General features: G+C 52.8%; 25 protein-coding genes and 2 tRNA genes. 8 read left to right on the plus strand and 19 right to left on the minus strand.

Annotated features, from left to right (window positions below; all coding sequences use genetic code 11):
• Nucleotides 1-94 precede the first annotated feature (94 nt).
• Nucleotides 95-1,447, minus strand: coding sequence for an exodeoxyribonuclease VII large subunit (gene xseA / locus METLU_RS0102285; protein WP_027156809.1), 1,353 nt, complete (start codon nucleotides 1,445-1,447; stop codon nucleotides 95-97).
• Between the two features lie 89 nt (nucleotides 1,448-1,536).
• Here xseA and METLU_RS0102290 point away from each other — a divergent pair, with 89 nt between their 5' ends.
• From METLU_RS0102290 to METLU_RS0102305, 4 genes are all read left to right on the plus strand, one after another.
• Nucleotides 1,537-1,926 carry a hypothetical protein gene (locus tag METLU_RS0102290; protein WP_027156810.1) on the plus strand — a complete coding sequence of 130 codons (390 nt, stop codon included), beginning with the start codon at nucleotides 1,537-1,539 and terminating at the stop codon, nucleotides 1,924-1,926.
• A gap of 127 nt (nucleotides 1,927-2,053) precedes the next feature.
• Nucleotides 2,054-2,374: a DMT family transporter gene (locus tag METLU_RS0102295; protein WP_027156811.1), complete on the plus strand. Its 321-nt coding sequence runs from the start codon at nucleotides 2,054-2,056 to the stop codon at nucleotides 2,372-2,374.
• 1 nt (nucleotide 2,375) lies between these two features.
• A complete protein-coding gene (gene tusB, locus METLU_RS0102300) occupies nucleotides 2,376-2,666 on the plus strand; it encodes a sulfurtransferase complex subunit TusB (RefSeq protein ID WP_027156812.1) in 291 nt (96 codons plus the stop codon).
• The gene (locus METLU_RS0102305) at nucleotides 2,657-2,989 is read left to right on the plus strand and encodes a TusE/DsrC/DsvC family sulfur relay protein (RefSeq protein WP_027156813.1); all 333 of its coding nucleotides are present in this window, start codon (nucleotides 2,657-2,659) and stop codon (nucleotides 2,987-2,989) included. Before tusB ends, METLU_RS0102305 begins: the two co-directional genes overlap by 10 nt.
• On the opposite strand, the gene METLU_RS0102310 is transcribed toward METLU_RS0102305, so the two are convergent.
• The 6 genes from METLU_RS0102310 to dtd form a co-directional block, all read right to left on the minus strand.
• Nucleotides 2,990-3,382: an RNA-binding S4 domain-containing protein gene (locus METLU_RS0102310; RefSeq protein WP_027156814.1), complete on the minus strand. Its 393-nt coding sequence runs from the start codon at nucleotides 3,380-3,382 to the stop codon at nucleotides 2,990-2,992.
• Nucleotides 3,379-3,741: a rhodanese-like domain-containing protein gene (locus METLU_RS0102315; RefSeq protein ID WP_027156815.1), complete on the minus strand. Its 363-nt coding sequence runs from the start codon at nucleotides 3,739-3,741 to the stop codon at nucleotides 3,379-3,381. The genes METLU_RS0102310 and METLU_RS0102315 overlap by 4 nt, the downstream gene beginning before the upstream one ends.
• A gap of 163 nt (nucleotides 3,742-3,904) precedes the next feature.
• Nucleotides 3,905-4,852, minus strand: coding sequence for a 4-hydroxy-3-methylbut-2-enyl diphosphate reductase (gene ispH, locus METLU_RS0102320; protein ID WP_027156816.1), 948 nt, complete (start codon nucleotides 4,850-4,852; stop codon nucleotides 3,905-3,907).
• Nucleotides 4,853-4,888: 36 nt separating this feature from the next.
• Nucleotides 4,889-5,374, minus strand: coding sequence for a ribonuclease E activity regulator RraA (gene rraA / locus METLU_RS0102325; protein WP_027156817.1), 486 nt, complete (start codon nucleotides 5,372-5,374; stop codon nucleotides 4,889-4,891).
• A gap of 52 nt (nucleotides 5,375-5,426) precedes the next feature.
• Nucleotides 5,427-6,770 carry a prephenate-dependent tRNA uridine(34) hydroxylase TrhP gene (gene trhP, locus METLU_RS0102330; protein WP_027156818.1) on the minus strand — a complete coding sequence of 448 codons (1,344 nt, stop codon included), beginning with the start codon at nucleotides 6,768-6,770 and terminating at the stop codon, nucleotides 5,427-5,429.
• 527 nt (nucleotides 6,771-7,297) lie between these two features.
• Nucleotides 7,298-7,741, minus strand: a complete 444-nt coding sequence (dtd, locus tag METLU_RS0102340) for a D-aminoacyl-tRNA deacylase (protein ID WP_027156819.1) — start codon at nucleotides 7,739-7,741, stop codon at nucleotides 7,298-7,300.
• Between the two features lie 65 nt (nucleotides 7,742-7,806).
• On the opposite strand from dtd, the gene METLU_RS0102345 reads away from it, so the two are divergent.
• Nucleotides 7,807-8,616, plus strand: a complete 810-nt coding sequence (locus METLU_RS0102345) for a thermonuclease family protein (RefSeq protein WP_036242795.1) — start codon at nucleotides 7,807-7,809, stop codon at nucleotides 8,614-8,616.
• A 33-nt stretch (nucleotides 8,617-8,649) separates the two neighbouring features.
• On the opposite strand, the gene METLU_RS24325 is transcribed toward METLU_RS0102345, so the two are convergent.
• The 12 genes from METLU_RS24325 to hslV form a co-directional block, all read right to left on the minus strand.
• Nucleotides 8,650-9,213, minus strand: a complete 564-nt coding sequence (locus METLU_RS24325; protein ID WP_027156821.1) for a chorismate--pyruvate lyase family protein — start codon at nucleotides 9,211-9,213, stop codon at nucleotides 8,650-8,652.
• 5 nt (nucleotides 9,214-9,218) lie between these two features.
• Nucleotides 9,219-11,309: an ATP-dependent DNA helicase RecG gene (gene recG, locus METLU_RS0102355; RefSeq protein ID WP_027156822.1), complete on the minus strand. Its 2,091-nt coding sequence runs from the start codon at nucleotides 11,307-11,309 to the stop codon at nucleotides 9,219-9,221.
• 35 nt (nucleotides 11,310-11,344) lie between these two features.
• Nucleotides 11,345-11,731 (minus strand): RidA family protein, encoded by a 387-nt coding sequence (locus tag METLU_RS0102360; RefSeq protein ID WP_027156823.1) that lies wholly within the window; start codon nucleotides 11,729-11,731, stop codon nucleotides 11,345-11,347.
• A gap of 290 nt (nucleotides 11,732-12,021) precedes the next feature.
• Entirely contained in the window at nucleotides 12,022-14,193 is a 2,172-nt protein-coding gene (locus tag METLU_RS0102365) for a RelA/SpoT family protein (protein ID WP_027156824.1), read from the minus strand.
• An 11-nt stretch (nucleotides 14,194-14,204) separates the two neighbouring features.
• On the minus strand, nucleotides 14,205-14,447 hold the full coding sequence (gene rpoZ / locus METLU_RS0102370; RefSeq protein WP_027156825.1) for a DNA-directed RNA polymerase subunit omega: 243 nt from the start codon (nucleotides 14,445-14,447) through the stop codon (nucleotides 14,205-14,207).
• 136 nt (nucleotides 14,448-14,583) lie between these two features.
• The gene (locus METLU_RS0102375) at nucleotides 14,584-15,756 is read right to left on the minus strand and encodes a phosphoglycerate kinase (protein WP_027156826.1); all 1,173 of its coding nucleotides are present in this window, start codon (nucleotides 15,754-15,756) and stop codon (nucleotides 14,584-14,586) included.
• An 86-nt stretch (nucleotides 15,757-15,842) separates the two neighbouring features.
• On the minus strand, nucleotides 15,843-17,393 hold the full coding sequence (gene ubiB, locus METLU_RS0102380; protein WP_027156827.1) for a ubiquinone biosynthesis regulatory protein kinase UbiB: 1,551 nt from the start codon (nucleotides 17,391-17,393) through the stop codon (nucleotides 15,843-15,845).
• A gap of 77 nt (nucleotides 17,394-17,470) precedes the next feature.
• A complete protein-coding gene (locus METLU_RS0102385; RefSeq protein WP_027156828.1) occupies nucleotides 17,471-18,097 on the minus strand; it encodes a ubiquinone biosynthesis accessory factor UbiJ in 627 nt (208 codons plus the stop codon).
• A 1-nt stretch (nucleotide 18,098) separates the two neighbouring features.
• Nucleotides 18,099-18,848 carry a bifunctional demethylmenaquinone methyltransferase/2-methoxy-6-polyprenyl-1,4-benzoquinol methylase UbiE gene (gene ubiE, locus METLU_RS0102390; RefSeq protein ID WP_027156829.1) on the minus strand — a complete coding sequence of 250 codons (750 nt, stop codon included), beginning with the start codon at nucleotides 18,846-18,848 and terminating at the stop codon, nucleotides 18,099-18,101.
• 16 nt (nucleotides 18,849-18,864) lie between these two features.
• A complete protein-coding gene (locus tag METLU_RS0102395) occupies nucleotides 18,865-19,263 on the minus strand; it encodes a gamma-butyrobetaine hydroxylase-like domain-containing protein (RefSeq protein ID WP_027156830.1) in 399 nt (132 codons plus the stop codon).
• 5 nt (nucleotides 19,264-19,268) lie between these two features.
• On the minus strand, nucleotides 19,269-20,594 hold the full coding sequence (gene hslU / locus METLU_RS0102400; RefSeq protein ID WP_027156831.1) for an ATP-dependent protease ATPase subunit HslU: 1,326 nt from the start codon (nucleotides 20,592-20,594) through the stop codon (nucleotides 19,269-19,271).
• Between the two features lie 4 nt (nucleotides 20,595-20,598).
• The gene (gene hslV / locus METLU_RS0102405; RefSeq protein WP_027156832.1) at nucleotides 20,599-21,147 is read right to left on the minus strand and encodes an ATP-dependent protease subunit HslV; all 549 of its coding nucleotides are present in this window, start codon (nucleotides 21,145-21,147) and stop codon (nucleotides 20,599-20,601) included.
• Between the two features lie 178 nt (nucleotides 21,148-21,325).
• Between hslV and METLU_RS0102410 the strand changes: the two genes are divergently transcribed.
• The 3 genes from METLU_RS0102410 (at nucleotide 21,326) to METLU_RS0102420 (ending at nucleotide 22,219) form a co-directional block, all read left to right on the plus strand.
• Entirely contained in the window at nucleotides 21,326-21,964 is a 639-nt protein-coding gene (locus tag METLU_RS0102410) for a DUF4126 domain-containing protein (RefSeq protein WP_027156833.1), read from the plus strand.
• Between the two features lie 61 nt (nucleotides 21,965-22,025).
• Nucleotides 22,026-22,101: transfer RNA gene (locus METLU_RS0102415), tRNA-Phe, on the plus strand.
• Between the two features lie 42 nt (nucleotides 22,102-22,143).
• A tRNA-Phe gene (locus METLU_RS0102420) sits at nucleotides 22,144-22,219 on the plus strand.
• Nucleotides 22,220-22,232 lie beyond the last annotated feature (13 nt).

The following is a 22,232-nucleotide window of genomic DNA, read 5'->3' on the forward strand; positions in this document are numbered from 1 at the left end:
GACCCGACACGCGATAAAATCGCGCAACTTTATAGGTGTTTTGGCTTTATCGCAACAAAAATAAAATGATTCGTATCAGAATGATCAGGATATTCTAATCAATGGTTTTGATTTGACTCGTGAATTGGCCCTGGGCGAGGCGAGTCCGGATCAAATCGCCTGCTTTGAGCTGGTCGGTGGACCTGATAATTTGGCCGGACGGCAAATGGATGGCCATGGCATAGCCTCGGTTCAGCGTTGCCAGGGGGCTGACGGCGTTCAGGGTCTGACTGGCGTTCAATAAACGTTGGTCCAGTTGTTCCAGACGATATCGCATGGCGCTGGTCAAGCGTTTGTTGAGGTAGTGTTGCCGCTGTGTATGGCTGTTTATCGTAATGATGGGGCTGTGTTGCCACAATTTGGCCGTTCTGGCTTCCAGCAGGCTGGCATGCTGGCGCAGCCTGGCATGCATGGCTTGATGAAGCCTTGATTCCAGTTCATCCATGCGCTGCATGTTTCTTGCCAGTTTCTGCCCCGGGTGCTGCTGTTGCAGTCGTCTGCTGAGCCAGTCCAATGTCTGCTGGGTCTGGTTTAGCTTTCGCTGCAGTAGTTGATGCAACCGCGATTCCAGATAAACGAATTGCGCCAGCCAGGCTTGTTGATCGGGCACGGCATGTTCCGCCGCGGCTGAGGGCGTCGGCGCGCGCAGGTCGGCGACGAAGTCGGCAATGGTAAAGTCAGTCTCATGGCCTATGCCGGTAATGATCGGGATGTCGCTGGCAAAAATGGCGCGCGCCACGATTTCCTCATTGAAAGCCCATAAATCTTCGAGTGAACCGCCGCCCCGGCCAAGAATAATCACATCGCACAGGGCTTGCCTGTTGGCTGTGGCTATGGCTTTGGCGATCTCATGTTTGGCATTGTCTCCCTGCACGGCTGCCGGATAGATCATGACCGGCACAGCCGCGAAACGCCTGCGCAGAACGGTCAGAATGTCCCGGATGGCAGCACCCGACGGCGAGGTGATAACGCCGATGGTTTTCGGCAGGACGGGCAGATTTTTCTTATTGGCGCTATCGAACAGACCTTCCGTCAGCAGTTTGAGCTTTAAGGCATCAAAAGCCCGGCGTAAGGCGCCGTCGCCGGCTTCTTCGATCTGTTCGACGATAAGCTGGTAATCGCCTCTGGGTTCATAAAGGCTGACTTGCGCCTTGACAATGACTTGCTTGCCGTTTTCGGGTTTGAATCCGAACTTGCGCTGCTGGTTTTTGAACAGGGCGCAACGGACCTGTGCATTGGTATCTTTCAATGAAAAATAAAGATGGCCGGAGGAGGGCGTGCTTAAGTTGGATATTTCGCCTTCGACCAGAACGGTCAGAAAATGATCGCCAAGTAATTGGCTGGTTTCCCTGTTGAGCTGTGTAACCGTATATATTTTGCGCTGAGCGGATGGGAGAATAATGGTCATGTGGGGATTTTATCACTTCTTGCAGCGTTCAGTTTGCATTCATGCCGTGCTTCTTAATCTACAGTCAACCCTAACGATGGAGGTTTGCCATGAAAAGTTTAAGAGTTATCGGTTTAATTGCAGGTTTGTTTTTTACATCTTTTGTGCAGGCTGATTTCAGAGGCCACTACTCACCTGATTATCATCATTATGACAGACAGGGCGACTGGATTGACGTTCGTCAGCAGAATCAGCGGCGGCAAATCGAGAAAGGCATTCATCGCGGGCAACTTTCGCCCAGAGAAGTACTCGCTCTCAGAAAACAGCAGCAAAAAATCGCCAGGGTCGAGAGCCGATTTAAAAGCGATGGCATGCTGACCAGGCCCGAACGCCGCATTTTAAACAACGGATTGAATCATGTTTCCGAGCGGATTTCCGATCTGAAGCGCAATGATCATTATGGCTATTATGACAGGCACGGTTATGGAAGATATTATTAATCTCAGGCTGACCGGTTTTTGCCCGTTAATGTCTGGTAATCATGGGTACTATTAAAATTCCTCATGCTATTGAGTCGCCTATTGTAAAATAGGCGATATTTTTTATGCATGAATTAAGAGGTGTGCGTTGGCGTGGTTGCTGTTGTTTTCTGCGGGTCTCGCAGAAATTGTGTTTGCTTTAAGCCTTAAATATAACGAAGGCTTTACCAAGCTCTGGCCCAGTATCATCACCATGATATCGGGGGGCTGCAGTTTTTATCTGCTGATGCTGGCCATTAAAACCCTGCCGCTTGGAACCGCTTATGCGGTCTGGACAGGCATGGGCGCAGTAGGCGTGGCGATAATCGGCATTTTTCTATTCAAGGAATCGACCGACCTGTACCGATTGCTGTCCATTACGCTGGTCATTGCCGGCATTATCGGGCTTAAATTAACGGATAACCATTAACGTGTTGCACCTTGTTTTTCAGTCACCGATAGAGACAGCCGTTCTGGAACGCATTGAGGCCGGCGATGTCGTGGTGTTTCTTGAAAACGCGGTATTGCGGATTCTTCGGGATGGTCTGCTGAGCGCCTCATTGACGCAGCTGCTCGGCACGAACCGCCTGTGTGTCTTGTCGGAGGATGTGGCTGTGCGCGGCATTGCCGCTGATGAACTGGTCGAAGGCATTGACATCATTGATTATGCCGGGCTGGTCGAGCTGGCTGTCAACAATCACGTGATTCAGTCATGGTCTTGACCGTTCAGGGCCGGTCTTTGGATGTCACCGATCAGGGCTTTCTGGTCAATGCTGCTGACTGGAATGAAGAGGTCGCAAGGCGATTGGCGGAATCAGATAATATTGAGCTGGATGAGCGCCACTGGGAAATCATCCTGTTTATCCGCGATTACTATCGGCAGTTCAAGCACTTGCCGAACGCGCGGGTATTCACCAAAGCCGTTGCCAAGGCATTGGGCGAGGAAAAAGGCAACAGCCGGTATTTGCATAAGCTGTTTCCCGAAGGACCGTTAAAATACGCCTGCAAACTGGCCGGCTTGCCTAAGCCGCCAACCTGTTTGTAGTCACCCTTGCTTAAAGCGATGAATCAGGCGCCTTTCTTTCTTGTTCGGTTTGTGATCCCTATTGTTCAGGCCGAATAATTCCCGCTGTTCACGCTGCTGAATCATTTGCTGCTGGCGTTTTTCCTGGCTTTCGGCGGCTTCCTCATAGAGCAGGACTGCTTCTTTGGCCGGACGGCGCTGCTCGCTGATCGCGATGACGGTAATGTCCCAGGTGTAGTGATCTTTGCTGATGGAAAGCTTTGCGCCGGGTTTGATTTCCTTGCTGGGTTTTGTGCGTTGGTCGTTCAGATGGACCTTGCCGCCGGAAACGGCATCAGAGGCCAGCTTGCGCGTTTTAAAAAAACGCGCAGCCCATAGCCATTTGTCCAGACGTACAGATTCGAGTTCTGTCACACTTTCACTTCATTGCCGTTGTCTGACCAGGCTTTGAATCCGCCGGCCATGCTGACAGCATTGTTGTATCCGATCTTGTTCAACGCTTCAGCCGCCAATGCCGAGCGGCCGCCGGTCTGGCAGTAAACGATAATTTTCTCACCCTGCTTATCCTGAAAATCGGGGTGCGAGCCTATTTTGAATTCCAGTACCCCGCGTGGAATATTGACAGCTTCGGGCAGGTGGCCTGCCGTGTATTCGGCCGGTTCCCTGACGTCCAGAATCATGCTCTTCCCGAGTTCGTTTTTGGCATCATCAATGTTTATTTCAGTGATATGTTGCTTGGCTTGGGCAACAAGATCCATTGGGGTTAAGGTCATGGTTGTCTCCTGAAAAAAATGAAAAAACATATTAGCAATAAATAATATTGCGTTGCCAGTCTTTTTTGCAGTTTGAGCATTCTGCTCGTGAAAACAATGACTTGGGCAGTCAGAAGGGAAATGCCTTTGGGTGACCGCCGGAACGGTCACCCGGAATGCACGGTCAGTTCATGTGTTTTTTTAATTCCTTGGGCAAAGAGAACACGACTTTTTCTTCTATGCCTTGGATCTCGGTAGTTGATTCACCGCCCCATTGCTTGAGCTGATTGATGACTTCCTGAACCAGGACTTCCGGTGCCGAGGCGCCAGCCGTGACGCCGACTACATTAACGCCGTTGAACCAGTCCTGTTTCATGTCTTTCGCTGTATCGATCAGATAGGCCGGTTTGCCGAGCTGTTCGGCGATCTCGCGCAGGCGGTTGGAGTTGGAGCTGTTGGGCGAGCCGACGACGAGGATAATGTCGGAAGTTTTGGCCAGTTCATAGACCGCATCCTGGCGGTTCTGGGTCGCGTAACAGATGTCGTCTTTTTTCTGCTCCTGAATGCCGGAGAAACGCGCTCTCAAGGCGTCGACCATGATCTTGGTGTCGGTCATCGACAAGGTTGTCTGCGTGACGTAAGCCAGGTTATCCGGATTATTGACTTTCAAATTTTTAACATCTTCCGGCGTTTCAACCAGGTAAATGCCTCCGTTTTCGGTGCATTTTTCATATTGTCCCATTGTGCCTTCCACTTCCGGGTGGCCGGCATGGCCGATCAGGATGACTTCGCGATCGGATTTGGCGTGTTTGGCGACCTGCAAATGTACTTTCGTGACCAGCGGACAAGTGGCATCGAAAACGGTTAAATTACGCTCTTCGGCTTCTTGTTGTACTTGCTTGGATACGCCGTGGGCGCTGAAAATCAGGTAGGAGCCGACCGGCACGTCGGATAAATCTTCAATGAAAATAGCGCCTTTTTGTTTAAGGCCTTCAACTACAGTACGGTTGTGAACCACTTCGTGGCGGACGTAGATTGGCGCTCCGAACGTTTCCAGGGCCTGGTCAACAATTTCGATGGCCCGGTCTACACCGGCACAGAATCCGCGTGGGTTAGCGAGTACAATTTGCATATCTTGACTTCTTTACTTGGTTAATTTGATTTTATTCTAACTCAACATTGTATCCGACACGATAATTCCATCGGTATCGGCGTATAAAAAATGATCTTTTTTGAAGTTGACCCCGGCAAAAGTGACGAGCATATCGCGATCCCCAATGCCTCTCTTATGGCTTTTCAATGGATGCGTATGCAGCGCGCGTATGCCGATAGGGAGCTGGTCAATAATGGCGGAATCGCGCAGGCAGCCATAAATGACGATGCCCTGCCAGCCGTTGTCGACGGCCAGCCTGGCCAGATTGCTGCCCAGTAGGGCGCAGCGGTGCGAGCCGCCGCCGTCGATGACCAAGACCCGGTCTTCGACTTTCTCTTCCAGCGTTCGCCTGACCAGCACATTATCTTCGAAAACTTTCAGCGTGGTGATCCGGCCATAGAAAGCCGGGTTGGCGCCATAGGATTTGAACAGGGGCTCGGCAATCTGGAAATGTTCTTCTTCCGAATGGGCATCGCAAAGATCGGCAGTCGTGAAATTCATAGTCAAAATCCAGGGTATAGGGCGACCGGTTTGGCCACCTGTGATTAATTGATCAAGCGAAGTAACGCGCGATCAGGCCGTGGTTACTGGTGGTTTCAGGCATCGGTATCTTGACTTCATAACCCCCGCCCGGTGCTTCCTGCATATCGCGGCCATACATGTCCAGCATGCGTTCCACGGTAATGTCCCGGTTGCCTTCCGGCAGAATCACTTCGATTTTATCGCCGACCGCAAATTTGTTTTTGACATCGATCACGGCCAAGCCAGTTTCCTTGTCATAACTTCTGATTTCACCGCAAAACTGCTGCTGATGGCTTTTTGAATACCCGGTGATATAGTTCTGGTATTCATGCGTATGATGGCGCTGATAAAAGCCGTCCGTATAGCCCCGGTTGGCCAGGTTTTCCAGCACGCCGATCAGTTCGGGCCGGAAGGCTCGACCCGCCAGGGCATCGTCAATGGCCTGGCGGTAGGTCTGCGCCGTACGTGCAACATAGTAATGCGACTTGGTGCGGCCTTCGATTTTAAGGCTGTCCACGCCGATCTCAACCAGACGCTGCACGTGCTCGATGGCGCGCAGGTCTTTCGAATTCATGATGTAAGTGCCGTTTTCGTCCTCCATGACCGGCAGCAGTTCGCCCTTGCGGCCTTCCTCTTCGAGGAAATAAACCTTGTCCGCCAATGGATGCCGATCCGCGCCGCCGCAACTGGCCGTGCTGATGTCAGCCATGGACAGGGCTCCGCCATCGAGCACGTAGTCGCCTTCGGCATTTTCATGCGCGGGCAGCGTGTCGTATTTCCAGCGGCAGGAATTCGTGCAGGTGCCCTGGTTCGGATCGCGGTGGTTGAAATAACCCGACAACAGGCAACGGCCGGAATAGGCGATACACAGCGCGCCGTGCACAAACACTTCCAGTTCCATGTCGGGGCAGCGCTGGCGGATTTCCTCGATCTCATCCAAAGACAGTTCGCGTGACAGAATGATGCGCTCAACACCCATGGTCTGCCAGAATTTTACCGTGGCATAATTGACGGTGTTAGCCTGCACGGACAGATGGACAGGCATGTCGGGCCAGGTTTCGCGCACCATCATGATCAGCCCCGGATCGGCCATGATCAAGGCATCCGGTTTCATGGCGATAATGGGTGCAATATCGGTCAGAAAGGTTTTGATTTTGGCATTGTGAGGAATCACATTCGTGGCCAGGAAAAATTTTTTACCCAGCGCATGCGCCTCACTGATACCTTTGGCCAGATTGTCTTCAAGAAAATCATTATTGCGTACTCTGAGGCTGTAGCGAGGCTGTCCGGCATAGACGGCATCGGCACCGAATGCAAAGGCATAGCGCATGTTTTTCAGGGTTCCGGCGGGAGAAAGCAGTTCAACTTGTTTCATGAAATTTATATAAATGGTCTTGATTGACTATATTCTATCGTAATTTGCGTCGATTAAGGGATATAGCTTCGTGCCCGGCCGATCGGTTAAAGTTATTGCACGGGCGGCGCGCCTGAGCCGTCGCTGGTATCGGGCTGATTATCTGTCAATTCAGGAGTGTTCTATGTGGATAATATTATTCATCATCGCTCTGCTTTTTGTTTTAGGCGGCGCGTTGATCTTACTCAGAACGGCAAAAATGCCGAAAATTCCCAAAAATGTTAAATCTCAGCCTTATGAGGACGACAAAACGGATGATTGGTAGCGGGAGCTTAGCGTGCTGTCTGGGCAGAGCAGGGCTTTGGCCTGCAGTCGGATTTCGCCGAGACGCATGCAGTGCGAACATTTGGCAGGATAGGCTTAAGAGCTGCTGTGCTTGGCGCGGAAAATGACATAAAAAACGATCCGTGCGTAACATCAGTTATTATAAAAAAGTCAATATAGTTCAATTATCCCCGCTTGCTAGCAGCCAAGCTCAGTTATCGTGGTTAGCTTGTCGTTCTTAAGGTGAACGTCACCGGCCCGTCATTGATCAGCGCAACCTGCATGTCAGCGCCGAATTGGCCGAATTCGACATGCGGGTAAGTCGCGCTGGCTATCTGTTGCAGATAGCCGAACAGCTGCTGCCCCTTTTCCGGCGATGCGGCCGGAGTGAAGCTGGGGCGATTTCCGCTGTTGGTATCGGCGGCCAGGGTGAATTGCGGGACCAGCAACAGGCCGCCGTCGATATCGCGCAGACTCAAATTCATGCGATCATTGTCGTCGGCAAAAATGCGATAGTTAAGTATGCGCTCCAGCAGCCGTTGCGCTTCTTTTTCACTGTCATCTCTTTCAACGGCGACTAGCGCCATGATGCCTTTGCCGATTTGGCCTATGATTTCGTTATTGACGGTGACTTTGGCGGTGGTGACGCGTTGGATGATCGTGAGCATAAGGCGGTAGAGGTTGTCAGGTTGGGACACAGATTATTTTCAATCATTATAATACAGGCAGGTTCATGAAGTTTTTACTGATTTTACTGCTGGCGTGGCCGTCCTGGGCAGGCGCTGAAATCTATCAATGGCAGGACGGCCGTGGCAACCAGCATTTCTCTGACCGGTCATTTCCTGATGCGAAAGTCATCGATATCAAGCCGGGTTATTCCTTTTACCGCGTTAAAAAAGTATTCGACGGCGATACGGTACTGCTGGAGGATGGTCGTAAGGTTCGGCTATTAGGTATCAATACGCCGGAAGTCCGGCACAGAAATGAAGACGCCCAGGCCGGAGGTGATGAGGCGAAACTCTGGCTGACCAATAAGCTACAGTACGACAAAGTCCGTCTGGAAACCGATATCGAGAAAACTGATAAATATAAGAGAACTCTGGCGCATCTGTTCACCGAGGACAATGAGCATATCAATCTGCAGCTGGTCGCGGCAGGGCTTGCAGCCGTCAGTATTTATCCACCCAATCTGTTGCATGCCGAAACGTTGGTCAAAGCCCAGGATCAGGTCGAGCAGGCCGGACTGGGTATTTGGCAACGTGCTGAATATGCAGCCATGCCGGTCAGTAGTCTTGCCGGTCAGGGATATGCGGGATGGACGCGGCTGGTGGGCAAGGTTTCTAATATCCGCAACAGCCGGAAATACAGTTATCTGGAGTTTTCCAACCGGTTTGAAGCGCGCATTGAGCGCAAGTGGTTGTCGCTGTTTCCGGACATGAACAGCTATTTGGGGCGGAATGTCGAAGTTCGCGGCTGGCTCAATAAAAACAAGAACGGCTTTTCGATGCTGATTCGCCATCCCAGTGCCATTAAGCGGCCGTAAAGTTCGATTGATGTGTGGCTTTATACGGCGCGACTACAAAACCGCTAGCGCGGCCGGCAGAAAGAACTCACTGACCAGCATCTGCCGGCGCCGAATGGCATAGACGGTTCTTCTGCCCCATACCGGTCCGGTAATACCCGCTTCGGCAATCGCTGCCCGGGTCCAGATGGCCGGGCTGGTCAGGGCCACGTCCATTTCCAGGCGCGCAAGCTTGGGGTAGGAAAAAATCACTTCGCCCAGCGGGCGGCTACCCAGGTGCGCCAAACTGCGCTTGGCGACTTTGAGGGTTCGGGCCGGGATGATGGTTCTGGCCAGGATCAGCGGCTTGCCGTCGGCATGCAGCAGCACTTCACGAATCAGGCTGTAGCGGTTTTCGGGTAATTTCAGTAGCCTGCGCTCGCTTAAAAACGGCGTGCGCCATTGTTGCTGAAGCACTTTGACGGCGACGGCATCACCGTGATAATCGCGCAGGCGCTGTGTCAATGAGCCTGTCTCATAAGTCCAGGACTGAACGTCTTCGGGAAGGCAATGGCGGGTGCCCGGGCGGTTCTCGAACCAGCCGGGTTCTTGCGTGAATAAAAAGCTTTTGTTGGCCAACGGGTCTAAACCTCTGCGTAGTCTGTTGCATCGCCCAGCCAGCGATCGATCAATGGCTGTACGGCTTCGGGGGATTCATTGAAAAAAGTGTCAGCGATCTGCTGGATATTATCCAGTAAGTCCGAATCGCGGGATAAATCGGCAATTTTAAAATGCATGGCTCCTGTTTGCCGCGTGCCCATGACCTCACCCGGACCGCGCAGTTGCAGGTCTTTCTCGGCGATCACGAAACCGTCATTGCTGTCCCTTAAAATGCCGAGCCGCTGGCGGGCCGTATCGGATAGAGGCGACTGATACATGAGCAGGCAGAAACTATCACCTTCGCCGCGACCGACGCGGCCGCGCAACTGATGCAGCTGGGACAGGCCCAGCCTTTCCGGGTTTTCAATAATCATCAGGCCGGCATTGGGCACGTCGACACCGACCTCGATGACGGTAGTCGCAACCAGCAGATCGAGCCGATGCTGCTTGAAGGCCTGCATAACGGCCTCCTTTTCGGCTGCTTTCATGCGTCCGTGAACCAGACCAATGCGCACACTCGGCAAAGCCTGGGTCAGTCGTTCGGCGGTTTTCTCGGCTGCCTCGCACTGCAACACTTCCGATTCCTCGATCAGCGTGCAGACCCAGTAGGCCTGTCTTTTCCGGGCGACCCAATTGCCGATGCGCGCGATGACGTCGTCGCGCCGCTCGGCGGGGATGACGCTCGTGACGATCGGTTTCCTGCCCGGCGGCAGTTCGTCGATGATCGAGATGTCGAGATCCGAATATTGCAGCATGGCCAGCGTGCGTGGAATCGGGGTCGCGGTCATGACCAACTGATGCGGACGTAGCCCTGTCTGCTGACCTTTTTCCCTGAGCGCCAGCCGCTGGTGCACGCCGAAGCGGTGCTGCTCATCGATAATAATCAGGCCCAGCCGGTGAAAGTTGACGCTTTCCTGGAACAGCGCATGTGTGCCGATGATGACGCCGGCGCTGCCGTCGGTCAGGGCTTGCAAGGTGTCTTTTCTTGAGCTGCCTTTCAGTTGACCGGTCAGAAACACCACTTGCGTCTGGAAATTCTCGAACCAGTTGCTGAAGCTGCGAAAGTGCTGTTCGGCCAGCAATTCGGTCGGCGCCATGATCGCAACCTGAAAGCCTGCCGACAGCGCCAGCAAGGCCGCATAGGCGGCCACGACGGTCTTGCCGGAGCCGACATCGCCCTGAACCAGTCGCATCATCGGATGGCTCTGGCAGCAATCGGCCTCTATTTCGGCCATGACGCGCTGTTGCGCACGGGTCAGGCTGAAAGGCAGGACGCGGATGAAATGTTCACTGATGACCGGATTGCCAGGAAGCCGGGGCGCTTGCCAGACCTTGATTTTATTTCTCGATTGCCTGAGACTCAGGTGATGAGCCAGCAGTTCTTCGAAGGCCAGCCGTTTCAATGCTGGTACGCTGCCGTTCTGCAGGGCCGTCATCGAGATCGACTCATCCGGTGCATGCAGGGTTCGTATGGCCTCCAGCAGGGAAGGGTAATGGTAGCGCTTTAAGATCGACTCGGGGATCCAGTCCGGCAACAGCCGGTTTTCCTGGACGCAGATAGACAGGGCCTGTTTGATGGCTTTTCTTAACGTCGCCTGCCTGAGGCCTTCGGTCAGCGGATAAACGGGCGTCAGGCAGGTTTCAGTCACGCAGCTGTCCGGGCTTGAGATGATTTTATACTCGGGGTGAACCATTTCGAACCCGGCAAAGCCGTGGCGCACTTCCGCGAAACAGCTGATCAGCGTGCCCGGCTGCAGCGCATTGTGCTGGCTGGCGCTGAAATGAAAGAATTTCAGGCTGATGAATCCGGTGCCGTCGCTGATGCGGCAGATCAGGCTTTTACGGCCTCGGGGCAGAATGTCCGTGAATTCAACCCGGCCGCAGATCAGCACGGTCATGCCCGGCATCAACGAGCCGACAGGATAGACGCGCGTGCGGTCTTCATAGCGGTGCGGCAGGTGAAAAATCAGGTCCTGGATCGTGCGGATGCCGAGTTTTTCCAGGCGCTGCGCAGTTTGGCCGCCTATGCCCGCCAATGAAGCGACCGATTGATGCAGATAATCCGGGTTCTTCATTGGCAGGTTTAAAGGATAAGCTTTGGCTGGATGGGTTACGCTTTCAGCTGCATGATACCATCCATTTCCACGCCGGCATCTTTAGGCAATGCAGCCACGCCGATCGCGGCGCGTGCCGGATAAGGCGCCTGAAAATAGCGGCCCATGATCTCATTGACGATAGGGAAGTGGGACAGATCGGTTAAAAACACGTTCAGTTTGACGATATCGGACAGATCGCCGCCGGCCGCTTCGGCCACCGCTTTCAGGTTTTCGAATACCTGTGTGATCTGCGCCGAGATGTCGCCGTCGATGATGGTCATCGTGGCCGGAACCAATGGAATCTGGCCTGAAAGATAAACGGTGTTGCCGACTTTAACCGCTTGCGAATAGGTGCCGATGGCCTGAGGCGCTTTATCGGTCTGGATGATTTCTTTTGTCATTGTTATTCCTGTGTATCTGTTAGCAAAGTAGTTAAATAGTTGGGCGAGAATCGCACTTACATGCGCATTATAAGGAATCTGGCGGAAATTTTCTTGGGTCCAGCGTGGGCAAATGGCTAAGTTGGCTTAAAAATGCTGTGTTGTCTGCTTTCAAAGGACGAATAAACTCGCCCTGCAAACTGGGGCGGTGTTTATAGCGGATAGATGAAGATTGATTTTAGGTAGATGACCGGAAAAGCTAATGCTTAAGAACCGGCTTGCTCACGATAGCGACAGATGCCTTACTATTTCTAAGCTTTGACCCGGTTGATTTTCAGCACAATCGATAATTCCTTCAGCTTGCGCATGATCTGGGCCAGATGCACACGGTCTTTGACCGTCAACGTGATCAAGTCAACTGAAACGCGGTCGTCCTGATCGACCACGGAGACATTCTCGATGTTGGAATTCAGCTCGGAGATCGTCGAAGCAATCGTCGCCAGGGAGCCGCGCTGATTCAGTATTTCTATGCGAATTTCGGCCGGAAAGTCGCCGACGGCGTCGGGACTCCATTCGACATCCAGCCAGCTGGTCTGTTTTTTTCTGGCTTCGATGCGGTTACGGCATTCGTGGTGATGCACCACAATGCCGCGGCCGGGATTGAAAAAGCCGATGATCGAATCGCCCGGAATGGGCCGGCAGCATTTGGCCAAGGTAATGACCATGCCTTCCGTGCCTTTGATGATCAGCGGATTTTTTACGCCGCTCTCGCTGTTATCGAGTTTGACGGCTGCATGCACGTCATCCTGCGTGAGGCGCTTGGCAATCAGGAACGGCATTTTGTTGCCCAGTCCGATGTCTTCGAGCAATTCCTCCAGATTGTGCATGGACATCGCATCGAGCAGCGCCAGTATGCGGGCTTGCTCGATGCTTTCCAGATGCAGATGCATGGCTTGCAGCTCTTTTTCCAGCAAACGGCGGCCGAGATTGATGGCTTCCTGCTGTTTAAAGTGCTTCAGATACGTGCGTATGCTGGAGCGGGCCTTGGCGGTAATGACATAGTTGAGCCAAAGCGGATTGGGCCGGGCCCAGGAAGCGGTGATGACTTCCACCGTGACGCCATTTTCCAGCGTCGATTGCAGCGGCACCAGTTGCTTGTCGATTCGGGCGGAAACACAGGCATTGCCGATATCGGTATGGACGGCATAGGCGAAATCGATAATGGTCGCGCCGCGCGGCAGTTTGATAATGCCGCCCTGAGGCGTAAAGACAAACACTTCCTGCGGGAACAGGTCGACTTTCAGGTTATCGATAAACTCCAGCGAATCGCCGGCCGACTTCTGGATTTCCAGCAGTTCACGCAGCCATTCGTTGGCGCCCGCCTGGAATTTCTCGGGTTTATCGTCGTCGGATTTATACAGCCAGTGCGCCGCGATGCCCGATTCCGACATGCGGTGCATTTCGTGCGTTCTGATCTGGATTTCGATCGGTACGCCGTAAGGGCCGATCAGTATCGTGTGCAGGGACTGATAGCCGTTGGCCTTGGGCAACGCGATATAGTCCTTGAACCGGCCCGGAATGGGTTTGTACAGATTGTGCACGATGCCCAGGACGCGGTAACAATTATCGACATCGTCGCAATAAATCCTGAAGGCATAGACGTCGAAAACATCCGAAAAAGAAATCTTCTTGTTCAGCATTTTCTGGTAGATGCTGAAAAGATTCTTTTCGCGCCCAGCTACCTCGCAGTGCAGGCCGGCCTGTTCCAGGCGGTTTTTTATCGCGTTTTCTATCGTATCGACAATCTTGCGGCGATTGCCGCGAGCTTTTCTGACAGCGTTTTTCAGAATGGCATGGCGCAGCGGGTACATTGCTTCAAAGCCCAACGACTCGAGCTTGTGCCGGATATTGTTCATGCCCAGCCGGTTGGCGATCGGGGCATAGATGTCGAGCGTTTCACGGGCAATGCGGCGCTTTTTTGCGGGCTTCATGGCGCCGAGCGTCTGCATGTTGTGTAGCCGGTCAGCCAGTTTGACCATAATGACGCGCAGGTCTTTGGCCATGGCCATAAACATTTTACGGACATTTTCGGCCTGCGCCTCGGCATGCGATTTGCTGTCGATTTTGGTGAGTTTGGTCACCCCGTCGACCAGTTCCGCCACTTCCTGGCCGAACTGTTTGGCTAACTCTTTCTTGCTGATCGGGGTGTCTTCAATGACATCGTGCAGGATGGCCGCCATGATGCCATGCGCGTCCATGCGCATTTCAGCCAGGCTGATGGCAACGGAAATAGGGTGGCAAATATAGGCTTCGCCAGTTTTACGAAATTGGCCAGCGTGAGCGGTTGCGCCAAATTCATAAGCGCGGACAATTTCATCGATCTGAGCCTGATCCAGATAGTCGCTCAAAATCTCGCATAAACGCCGGATCAGTTTGTCCTGAGGGCGTTCCAGTTCGATAGTGTCGGCGACTATATTCAACATGGCTGAAGCGATTAAAACATGGTGCTGGTCGTTTCCTGACTGTCGCCCGTACGATGCAGCAGGTTGACATTGTCTGGTGTGACATGGCCGGCCGCAATTTCGCGTAAAGCGACAACCGTATCCTTGTCTTTATTGCGCTGGACAAATTCATCCGCACCCTTACTGAGCTGACGCGCTCGGGTACTGGCTAATAAAACCAGTTTGAAACGGTTTTCTACATTTTCTAAACAATCTTCGATCGTGACTCTGGCCATTTTTAAACCTGATAAATTAAAAGGGGGGTCAGTCCGTTCGACCGGGCTGACGGGGATCGGTTTCATTGAGTCGTCTTTAACTGACTTAAATGAAAGGGCGGTGCATTATATAAAAAACACCGCCGGACTTAAACCTCTAGGCTCGTGATTTTAAAATGGAAACGGCCGGAAGCTCTTTGCCTTCAAGAAATTCCAGGAACGCACCGCCGCCGGTAGAGGTATAGGACACTTTATCATTAATGCCGTATTTGTCGATAGCCGCCAGCGTGTCGCCGCCACCAGCGATCGAGAAGGCGCTGCTTTCCGCGATAGCCGTAGCCAGCGATTTCGTGCCGTTACCGAACTGGTCGAATTCGAACACGCCGACAGGGCCGTTCCAGACGATAGTGCCGGCCGATTTCAGCAGCTGCGCATAGTGCTTTGCCGTTTCGGGACCGATGTCCATGATCATGTCGTCGGCCTCAACGTCCTCGACTTTCTTGACCGAGGCGATGGCGGTTTCCGAGAACTCCTTCGCGCAAACCACATCGACCGGGATAGGGATATCCGAGCCATTCTTTTTGGCCATTTCGATCAGTTGCTTGGCTTCTTCAATCAGGTCTTCTTCGTAAAGCGATTTGCCGACAGGAAAGCCTGCGGCCGCAATAAACGTATTGGCAATGCCGCCGCCGACGATCAGTTGATCGACTTTTTCAGACAATGATTTCAGGACCGTCAGTTTAGTGGACACCTTGGAGCCGCCGACAATCGCGATCAAAGGTTTGACCGGCGTTTCCAGCGCTTTGCCCAGCGCATCCAGTTCGCTGGCCAACAAAGGGCCGGCGCAGGCGACAGGCGCGTGCTTGGCGACGCTGTGCGTCGAGGCCTGCGCCCTGTGCGCGGTGCCAAAGGCGTCCATTACAAAGATATCGCAGAGCGCGGCCATTTTGCGGCCCAGCTCATCGCTGTCCTTGCCCTCGCCGACATTGAAACGCACGTTCTCGCAGAGTACGACTTCGCCGCTCTTGATGTCAATGCCGTCCAGCCAGTCTTTCTCCAGTCTGACAGGCTGGCCGAGCAATTCCGACAAGCGCTCGGCTACCGGCTTTAGTGACGCGTCTTCCGCGTATTGCCCTTCCTCGGGCCTGCCCAGATGCGATAGCAATATGACGGCAGCGCCGCCTGCCAAGGCCTTTTGAATTGTCGGTACGCTGGCTTGAATACGGATATCGCTGGTGACTTTGCCGTTTTTCACAGGCACATTCAGATCCTGACGAATCAGTACGCGTTTGCCTGATAAATCCAGATCGGCCATTCTCTTAATCGACATAATAGACTCTCCTGTTTATGTTTTTATTGGTATTTTTTGACAATTATTTCATACAAAGCCTGATCATACTTTGGCTTTGTTCCGGCTCATTGAAAGAAAACCGCCATGCTGATCATAACCGCACTGGCCAGGATGGCCCATACCGTCCGGCGGTGATTGCTCTCCATTTGCTGGCGCAACAGGGCGAGTTCGCGGTTGTGCGCTTCGGCATTGGGTCTTGCGTGTGCGGCATTGTCCAGGGCCTTATAAATCAACGAGGGAATTTCCGGAAACTGCTCGGCCAATTCCGGGAATTGTTTGATGATTTTATCGATTTTGGCTTTAGGGCTCATGCGTTCATGGAACCATTTTTCCAGGAAAGGCTTGGCCGTCTGCCATAAGTCCAGATCGGGATAGAGTTCACGCCCGAGCCCCTCGATATTGAGCAGGGTTTTCTGCAGCAATACCAGTTGCGGTTGCACACGCATGTCAAAACGCCGCGCGGTTTGAAACAGGCGCAGCAGCAATTGTCCGAAGGAAATGTCTTTGAGCGGTTTTTCGAAGATTGGTTCGCACACGCTGCGTATGGCTGATTCGAACTCTTCTATGCGTGTTGAACCGGGCACCCAGCCGGACTCGACGTGCATTTGTGCGACCCGGCGGTAATCGCGATTGAAGAAGGCCAGAAAATTCTCGGCCAGATAGCGTTGATCGGACAAGGACAGGGAGCCGACAATGCCGAAATCGACAGCGATGTATTTGGCCGGCAGATCGACGAAGATATTGCCGGGGTGCATGTCGGCATGAAAGAAGTTGTCGCGGAACACCTGTGTGAAAAAGATTTCCACGCCGCGTTCAGCCAGCAGTTTAAAATCGGCGCCGCCTTCCCGCAACGCTGCGATCTCGCCGACAGGAATGCCCTGAATGCGCTCCATAACCATGACTTTCTGGCGCGTCAGCGGCCAGTGGACTTCCGGTATGTAAATAATCTCGGAGTTCTCGAAGTTGCGGCGCAGTTTGGTCGCATTGGCGGCTTCGCGAATCAGGTCAAGTTCATCCAGCGTTGTTTTTTCAAATTCGGCAACGACTTCCAGCGCGCGCAATCGCCTTGCATCGGGCCAGAATTTTTCGGCGAAGCGGGCCAGTTCATAAAGCAGGCCTACGTCGGAGTGAATGCGTTCTTCGATATCGGGACGCAGAACCTTAACAACGACCTGTTCGCCGCTGTGTAATACGGCCGTGTGAACCTGGGCGACTGAGGCCGAAGCCAAAGGTTCAGGATTGAATTCGGCAAAGGCATCAGAGACGGGCATGCCGAGTTCTTTTTCAATGATGCCACGGGCGATTTCATTCGGAAACGGCGGAACCCGATCCTGTAGCTTGACCAGTTCATCGGCAATGTCATCAGGCAGCAGGTCTTTCCGGGTCGATAACGCCTGGCCGAATTTGACATAAATGGGACCGAGATCTTCCAAAGCCCGACGAATGCGCACGGCACGCGAGGCGGTTTGTCGTTTGAGCCAGTAGTTGGGAGAGAAAACGGCTAAAAAACGAACGGGGCGGAATAAATGGGTTTTTAAAACGATTTCGTCCAGGCCGTGAAAGACCAGGACCCAGTTAATATGGATCAGGCGCAATAATAATTTGGGGCGGATCACGTATTTACCTTTAGTTTTTAGGGTGGGTGTGGCTTTTCATGCCCACCAGAGAGGGTATCAGTAGGGCAAGGCCGGATTTATTTCTGCTTTAAATTCGTTAACGCATCGTCCAGACGTTCAGCCCGGCTTAACAGGCGGTCAAAATCGGTGCGTAGCTCATCAACCTGGTGATAAAAAATATCCATTTCCGGCCCAGCCGGCAAATCGCGGGTTTCTTCCTGCAGAAATTCCGCTGCGTTCAGCCTGAAGGTCTCAATGGAATCCTTTCCCCAGCGCTGGCCGGCGCGGAAAAAACGGCCGATCTGATGCGCGATAATATCACCGGTGTAATGCGACAGTTTTTCTTCCAGATCAATGTCCAGTTTATCGAACAGTTCCTGAAATTTGCGACCGGTGTGCATGTCGCCTTCAATTTTCACGTCGCCGGAAAAAACGGAACGCATCGGTTTCGAGCTGAGCCCCATCAGGCCCAGTGCCCAGACCGAGCCTGTCAATCGAGTGTCGGGCTGATCGGGAAAATGATCCAGACACTGAATGGATTCCTTCGTCGGGCACAGATAAAGGGTTTCATTGAACGGCAAAATCGTAACGGCGATGACTTTCCCGGCCAATGGCTCCAGAAAATAGCGGCTATCCGGGTCCAGCGCGAGGTACTGGTTAAGCGCGGCTTCCAATGCACCGGCCAGCAACGGTTTGATCGCCATGTCAGATTTTATAACCTCTGTGCACGGCCACGATGCCTTGCGTCATGTTGAAATATTCGCAACGCTCAAGACCGGCATTTTCCATCATTTTTTTCAGTTCATCCTGTTTCGGATGCATGCGGATGGATTCGGCCAGGTAACGGTAACTGTCTTCATCCTTGGCTACGATCTTGCCGATTTTGGGCAGCAGATTAAACGAATAAAAATCGTAGACTTTTTCGGTGACCTTGTCGGTCGGATGTGAGAATTCCAGCACGATGACGCGGCCGCCGGGTTTCAGCACTCTGTACATGGAGCGCAAGGCTGCATCTTTGTCGGTTACATTGCGCAGGCCGAAGCCTATGCAGACGCAATCGAAGGTATTGTCTTCAAAGGGGAGGCATTCGGCATTGACTTGCGCATAGCGGATATTGCCGACCAGTCCTTTATCAATCAGCCGGTCGCGGCCCGTGCGCAGCATTTCGGAATTGATGTCGGCCAAAACTATCTGGCCATCCTGGCCGACGCGTTTTTCGAACAGCATGGTCAAATCGCCGGTGCCGCCGGCCAGATCGAGCACCCGCTCGCCTTTGCGTACATTGCTCAGCTGCACGGCAATGCGCTTCCAGATGCGATGGATGCCCATCGACATCAGGTCGTTCATGATGTCATATTGACCCGCCACGGAATCAAATACGCCGCGGACCAGCTTGACTTTGTCCTCTTTGGCTACCTGTTTAAAACCGAAATGGGTGGTGTTGTTATTTGTCATTGTCATGCTTGGTATTCTAATGTTCTGTAGGTAGTGGCGATGTTTTGCGTTGATGCCCGGCCGCCTCCAGTCGCTGGAGATAGTCGGCCCATAAGGCCGGGTATTCGGCGCCTAGCTTGTACAGCAAATCCCATGTGTAAATGCCGGTGTTATGGCCATCACTATATACCGGGGCGATGCCGTAGTTGCCTACCGGTTTGATTTCTGCAATCGTGACGTCTTCCTTGCCGACCTGCAGCACTTCCTGGCCCGGTGCATGACCGACCGCTTCAGCCGATGGCGTGTAGACGCGCAGGTATTCATACGGCAGCTTGAAAACGCTGCCGTCGTCAAAACTGATTTCAAGCAGGCGGGACACCTGATGCAGCTTGATTTCAGTGGGAATGGTGTGACAGGGGGGTACGGTCAGTCGCATGATAATTACAGAATATAACGGCTCAGGTCTTCATCCTGCACGAACTCGGCAAGATGTCCGTCGACATAAGCGGCATCAATAACGATGGTTTTCTCGGTAAGGTCCGGTGCGTTATAGGAAATGTCTTCCAGCAGCCGTTCCAGGATCGTGTGCAGTCGTCTGGCGCCGATATTCTCGGTTTTTTCATTAACCTGGAAGCCCAGTTCGGCAATGCGCTGGATTCCGTCGGCGGCAAACGTCACTGAAACGCCTTCCGTTGCCAGCAGGGCCTGGTACTGTTCGGTCAATGACGCATTCGGTTCTGTCAGGATGCGCACGAAATCATCGGCCGTCAGCGCATCGAGTTCAACGCGAATAGGGAACCGGCCCTGCAGTTCGGGAATCAGGTCAGAGGGTTTGGTCAAATGGAAGGCGCCGGATGCGATAAACAGAACATGATCGGTTTTGATGGTGCCGTATTTGGTGCTGACGGTGCTGCCTTCAACCAATGGCAACAGATCGCGCTGCACGCCTTCGCGGGAGACTTCGCCGCCACTGCCGCCGAGTTCGGAACGTTTGCAGATCTTGTCGATTTCGTCGAGAAAGACGATGCCGTTCTGTTCCACGGCTTCCACGGCGCGCGCTTTAATGTCTTCTTCATTGATCAGCTTGGCGGCTTCTTCTTCCTGAAGAACTTTCAAGGCTTTGCCGATTTTCATCTTGCGCGATTTTCTTTTACCCGTGCTCAGATTTTGGAACATGCCCTGCAGTTGGCTGGTCATTTCCTCCATGCCGGGAGGCGCCATGATCTCGACGCCTACGGGCGCGACGTGCACATCGACTTCTACTTCCTTGTCATCCAGATCGCCCTCGCGCAGTTTCTTGCGCATTTTCTGGCGGGTTGATTCCTCAGTATCGGACAGCATGCCGCTGCCGGCCCGCGGCAGCAGAATATCCAATATTTTTTCTTCGGCGGCATCGTAAGCGCGATTCTGAACCTTTTCCATTTCCGCCATGCGCGTTATTTTGACGGCTGTATCGGCCAGATCACGGATAATCGATTCAACATCGCGGCCGACATAGCCGACCTCGGTAAATTTGGTCGCTTCTATTTTAATGAAAGGCGCATTGGCCAGACGTGCCAGGCGGCGGGCGATTTCGGTTTTACCAACGCCGGTAGGACCGATCATCAAAATATTCTTCGGAGTGATTTCTTCGCGTAAAGCAGCATCAACCTGTTGGCGGCGCCAGCGGTTGCGCAGCGCGATAGCGACAGAGCGTTTAGCGCTGGCCTGGCCGATGATGTGCTTATCCAGTTCGCTTACAATTTCTTTAGGGGTCATTTGAGTCATTCGTTTACTCACTAGGATCTGCGTCCAATTCTTCTATGGTCAAATTGTGATTGGTATAAATACAGATATCGCCGGCTATCCTTAACGATCTTTCGACAATTTCGCGAGCGCTTAAATCGGTATTTTCCAACAAGGCGCGTGCCGCTGCCTGCGCAAAAGCACCGCCGGAACCAATGGCCATCAAGTCATGCTCGGGTTCGATGACGTCGCCGGTACCGGAAAGAATCAGGGAGGTTTTGGCATCGGCAATCGTCAGCAGGGCTTCCAGTTTGCGCAGGGCGCGGTCTGTGCGCCAATCTTTGGCCATTTCCACGGCGGCGCGCGTCAGGTTGCCACGGTGCTTTTCCAGCTTGCCTTCAAAATGCTCGAACAAAGTGAACGCATCAGCCGTAGCGCCGGCAAAACCGGCAATAACCTTGTCATGATATAAACGGCGCACTTTACGGGCGTTGCCCTTCATGACTGTATTGCCTAAGGTGACTTGGCCATCACCGCCAATCACCACTTTGCCGCCGCGGCGAACAGAAAGTATGGTTGTACCTCTAAAACTCACTTTAAAATCCCAAAGTTACGAAAATGATTGTGCCAATTCTACATGGTCTCGATTTAAATGTGGTAAAAAATAAAGTGACTAAACATTGATGCAACAGTCATTAAGATTTTTGCGTTAATTGGAAGTTCAGCAAAATAGACTATGCTGAACGCAATTTTTTTAACAAAAAGGGCACTCTATGGAAGCGCTGGATCAAATTTCAACGACGCTGGCATTGACAATGGGGCTGGCCTGGGCCAGCGGCATTAATCTTTATGCGACGCTGTTCACTCTGGGTTATCTTGCCAATACCGGTAATCTGAATTTGCCGCCGGATTTACAGATAGTCGCAAACCCGATGGTCATGGGGGCGGCCGGGGTCATGTATTTTATTGAGTTTTTCGCCGACAAAATGCCCGGCGTCGATACCGGCTGGGACACTATACACACGTTTATTCGCATTCCCGCCGGAGCGATGCTGGCAGCCGGTACTGTCGGTGATTTAAATCCTGCGGTTGAATTGGCGGCGGCAATACTGGGCGGCGGTCTGGCGGCCGGCACACATGCAACCAAAGCCGGCACGCGCGTACTGATCAATACTTCGCCAGAACCTTTCACTAACTGGTTTGCATCTGTAGGCGAGGATGTGGCGGTTATTGGCGGAGTCTGGGCTTGTATCAATCATCCGGTGCTGTTTCTAATAGCGCTGGTATTGTTTGTCCTGCTGATGGTCTGGTTGTTGCCGCGGTTATGGATAGGCATAAAAAAAGTATTTCGTTTTATTATCAGATTGTTCCGAAGGGAAGAAAGCCCGCTGAACGCAGGTTCTTCGGAATGAAATTATATTTTTATTGACGGGGATCAGATAATCGGGTTTAATGGCGCTCTTTTGTAGTACCGCCCAGGTAGCTCAGTCGGTAGAGCAGAGGACTGAAAATCCTCGTGTCGACGGTTCGATTCCGCCCCTGGGCACCATTACAAAAAAATTAACAAGAAAAACAGCATCACCTCAAAAAAGCCCAGGTAGCTCAGTCGGTAGAGCAGAGGACTGAAAATCCTCGTGTCGACGGTTCGATTCCGCCCCTGGGCACCATGAATTCCAAAGG

Origin of the sequence: Methylobacter luteus IMV-B-3098 (assembly GCF_000427625.1) — a bacterium.
GTDB lineage: Bacteria > Pseudomonadota > Gammaproteobacteria > Methylococcales > Methylomonadaceae > Methylobacter > Methylobacter luteus.